This window comes from Streptococcus sp. SN3, from assembly GCF_030439905.1.
Genome location: NZ_JAQFJF010000017.1, coordinates 1 through 3,517 on the forward strand (window position 1 = coordinate 1; position 3,517 = coordinate 3,517).

6 protein-coding genes are annotated in these 3,517 nt (G+C 36.7%); 4 read left to right on the forward strand and 2 right to left on the reverse strand.

Features of this window, described 5'->3' with window-relative positions:
• Positions 1-223, reverse strand: a 223-nt coding sequence (locus PCY71_RS14790; protein WP_029776892.1) for a helix-turn-helix domain-containing protein, incomplete at its 3' end; no start/stop codon positions are given.
• A 504-nt stretch (positions 224-727) separates the two neighbouring features.
• On the opposite strand from PCY71_RS14790, the gene PCY71_RS14795 reads away from it, so the two are divergent.
• Positions 728-1,150, forward strand: coding sequence for a sigma-70 family RNA polymerase sigma factor (locus tag PCY71_RS14795; protein ID WP_000804885.1), 423 nt, complete (start codon positions 728-730; stop codon positions 1,148-1,150).
• The gene (locus PCY71_RS14800; protein WP_000857133.1) at positions 1,147-1,377 is read left to right on the forward strand and encodes a helix-turn-helix domain-containing protein; all 231 of its coding nucleotides are present in this window, start codon (positions 1,147-1,149) and stop codon (positions 1,375-1,377) included. Before PCY71_RS14795 ends, PCY71_RS14800 begins: the two co-directional genes overlap by 4 nt.
• Positions 1,378-1,602: 225 nt before the next feature.
• Here PCY71_RS14800 and PCY71_RS14805 read toward each other — a convergent pair whose 3' ends face one another.
• Positions 1,603-1,854, reverse strand: a complete 252-nt coding sequence (locus PCY71_RS14805) for a hypothetical protein (protein WP_001845478.1) — start codon at positions 1,852-1,854, stop codon at positions 1,603-1,605.
• On the opposite strand from PCY71_RS14805, the gene PCY71_RS14810 reads away from it, so the two are divergent.
• Together PCY71_RS14810 and PCY71_RS14815 are read left to right on the forward strand one after the other, a co-directional pair.
• Positions 1,838-2,041 carry an excisionase gene (locus PCY71_RS14810; protein WP_000814511.1) on the forward strand — a complete coding sequence of 68 codons (204 nt, stop codon included), beginning with the start codon at positions 1,838-1,840 and terminating at the stop codon, positions 2,039-2,041. The two genes, PCY71_RS14805 and PCY71_RS14810, sit on opposite strands and share 17 nt — an antisense overlap.
• Before the next feature lie 81 nt (positions 2,042-2,122).
• Entirely contained in the window at positions 2,123-3,340 is a 1,218-nt protein-coding gene (locus PCY71_RS14815) for a tyrosine-type recombinase/integrase (RefSeq protein ID WP_001291561.1), read from the forward strand.
• Positions 3,341-3,517: the final 177 nt, after the last annotated feature.

Consider the following 3,517-nt stretch of genomic DNA (forward strand, 5'->3'; position numbering starts at 1 on the left):
CAGGTAAGAAAAATTCATCAACGGAAACATGAAGTAACGATACAAGGTCATAAAGAACTTGTATGCTGGGGTGTTGCCCTTTATTTTCAATATTAGTTAAGTACCGTGGGTCAATTTCAATCAATGCTCCCACTTGTTCACGAGTTAAACCTCGTTTCAATCGAGCTTCTTTAATGGCTAAACCAAAGGCTCTAAAATCATATTTATCTTCTTTTTTACGCATAGTAGACCACCTCTATACATTTTATTGTTCCTACTGAATTAAAAACAGGTATAGAAAAACGTGTTATATGGTTTATAGGTTTATATTTAATAAAAAGCACTACTAAACGCCAATAAAAAAAACCGTTATATGGTAGTGCTATTTACGCTGTTAAAATATTGTATATTACTTCCAAATGGCGGTTTGTTGGAGGTCAACGTCGCCATGAAGTACATCATATACAATAAATTTCCTTACATTGGGTTCTTGTCAAAAAAAGTCGTCTATCTGCAATAGATAAGTACGTCCACCAATGTGGTTTTATAAATCATATAGAGAGAATAACAGAAGCATGTAAACAGAGAAATAAATCTGTTTATATGCTTTTTTGGCTATTCAGAACTTTTTTACAAAGTTTATTTATCAGTAATGCAACAAATCCCCCTTTCACATTGGGACTAAGAGTGAAAGGAGATAAACGAGCAAGGCTCACTTCCTTTCCTAGACAGAAAGGGGGTGAGAAACATGAAACCATCTTCTTTTCAGACCACAATAGAAAATCAGTTTGACTATATCTGTAAACGTGCTATGGAAGACGAGCGAAAGAATTATATGCTTTATCTTTCAAGGATTGCAAAGCGTGAGGTGTCCTTTTCGGATGTTGGCGATTATCTTGTTAGCCAGTTTGCGACAACAGATAACTATTCAACTGACTTTCAGATTTTTACACTCAATGGGTTATCAGTAGGCGTTGAAAATGATTTGTTGAGTGAAGCATTACGTGAGTTGCCAGACAAGAAACGTGAAATTCTACTGCTGTTTTACTTTATGGACATGAGCGATTCAGAAATTGCAGACCTGTTGAAATTGAACCGTTCTACTGTCTATCGGCATAGAACCAGTGGACTAGCCTTAATTAAAAAGTTTATGGAGGAATTTGAAGAATGAAAACACAATATCCTATGATTCCCTTTCCTCTCATTGTAAAGGCAACAGATGGCGATACCGAAGCGATTAACCAGATTCTACATCATTACAGAGGGTACATAACGAAGCGTTCCCTACGACTTATGAAAGATGAATATGGCAATCAAAGTATGGTCGTTGATGAAGTCTTACGTGGAAGAATGGAAACCAGACTGATTACAAAGATTTTGTCATTTGAAATTAAGTAATATCCTCTCTCCTTTCGTGGAAGCGTGCTAAACCATTCCACGCTTCCCGAACAGGGAGGTTTGTTATTCCACCAAAGCATATTGAGCTTTCAATGTGTTTTGATAGGCTAACGAGCCATTGTTCTTTGAAAACTGAATAAAAGTAATCGAATACGTTTCGATAAGAAAAGAGCCAACGGAACTAACCGCCATGACCTATCTTATAAAGATAGCGAGCGATTCATGTTAGTGATCCGAGAAGCAATCTTTAGCAGGATTGCCTGCAACGACATTCTTATCGTGATAATGATACTCCCATACAGTCAATAGTCCGAGCGTGATAAAACCGTCGCAGGCAATGAGTATGGCTACATGAGAACCATGCAGGGGTGGAACTCCCGTGAGCTTTGCTAAAGCTGTTCGATTGCTGGTAAAACAACTTTTATGAAATCCAAATAAGTGATTTGGAAAGGAGGATTTTATGAAGCAGACTGACATTCCTATTTGGGAACGTTATACCCTAACCATTGAAGAAGCGTCAAAATATTTTCGTATTGGCGAAAACAAGCTACGACGCTTGGCAGAGGAAAATAAAAATGCAAATTGGCTGATTATGAATGGCAATCGTATTCAGATTAAACGAAAACAATTTGAAAAAATTATAGATACATTGGACGCAATCTAGCGTCGCCAAAGGGTCTTGTATATGATAAAATAGTATTAAGTCGTATCAAGGCTCTTTCCATAAAGGAAAGGAGCAAATGCCATGTCAGAAAAAAGACGTGACAATAAAGGTCGAATCTTAAAGACTGGAGAGAGCCAACGAAAAGACGGAAGATACTTATACAAATATATAGATTCATTTGGAGAACCGCAATTTGTTTACTCGTGGAAACTTGTGGCTACAGACCGAGTACCAGCAGGAAAGCGTGATTGTATCTCACTTAGAGAGAAAATCGCAGAGTTACAGAAAGACATTCATGATGGTATTGATGTTGTAGGAAAGAAAATGACACTCTGCCAGCTTTACGCAAAACAGAACGCTCAAAGACCAAAGGTTAGAAAAAACACTGAAACTGGACGCAAATATCTTATGGATATTTTGAAGAAAGACAAGTTAGGTGTAAGAAGTATTGACAGTATTAAGCCATCAGACGCTAAAGAATGGGCTATTAGAATGAGTGAAAATGGTTATGCTTATCAAACCATCAATAACTACAAACGTTCTTTAAAGGCTTCATTCTATATTGCTATACAAGATGATTGTGTTCGGAAGAATCCATTTGACTTTCAACTGAAAGCAGTTCTTGATGATGATACTGTCCCTAAGACCGTACTAACAGAAGAACAGGAAGAAAAACTGTTAGCCTTTGCAAAAGCTGATAAAACCTACAGCAAAAATTATGATGAAATTCTGATACTCTTAAAAACAGGTCTTCGTATTTCAGAGTTTGGTGGTTTGACACTTCCAGATTTAGATTTTGAGAATCGTCTTGTCAATATAGACCATCAGCTATTGAGAGATACTGAAATTGGGTACTACATTGAAACACCAAAGACCAAAAGTGGCGAACGTCAAGTTCCTATGGTTGAAGAAGCCTATCAAGCATTTAAGCGAGTGTTAGCGAATCGAAAGAATGATAAGCGTGTTGAGATTGATGGATATAGTGATTTCCTCTTTCTTAATAGAAAGAACTATCCAAAAGTGGCAAGTGATTACAACGGCATGATGAAAGGTCTTGTTAAGAAATACAATAAGTATAACGAGGATAAATTGCCACACATCACTCCACATAGTTTGCGACATACATTCTGTACCAACTATGCAAATGCAGGAATGAATCCAAAGGCATTACAGTACATTATGGGACATGCTAATATAGCCATGACGCTGAACTATTACGCACATGCAACATTCGATTCTGCAATGGCAGAAATGAAACGCTTGAATAAAGAGAAGCAACAGGAGCGTCTTGTTGCTTAGTAGTACAAATGAATTTACTACTTATTTACCACTTCTGACAGCTAAGACATGAGGAAATATGCAAAGAAACGTGAAGTATCTTCCTACAGTAAAAATACTCGAAAGCACATAGAATAAGGCTTTACGAGCATTTAAGAAAATATAAAAAGATAATTAGAAATTTATACTTTGTTTATA

Bases quoted from the DNA above. Each gene is read 5' to 3' on its own strand.
- PCY71_RS14795 (WP_000804885.1), top strand. From the start codon at position 728: ATGAAACCATCTTCTTTTCAGACCACAATAGAAAATCAGTTTGACTAT.
- PCY71_RS14800 (WP_000857133.1), top strand. From the start codon at position 1,147: ATGAAAACACAATATCCTATGATTCCCTTTCCTCTCATTGTAAAGGCA.
- PCY71_RS14810 (WP_000814511.1), top strand. From the start codon at position 1,838: ATGAAGCAGACTGACATTCCTATTTGGGAACGTTATACCCTAACCATT.
- PCY71_RS14805 (WP_001845478.1), bottom strand. From the start codon at position 1,854: ATGTCAGTCTGCTTCATAAAATCCTCCTTTCCAAATCACTTATTTGGA.
- PCY71_RS14815 (WP_001291561.1), top strand. From the start codon at position 2,123: ATGTCAGAAAAAAGACGTGACAATAAAGGTCGAATCTTAAAGACTGGA.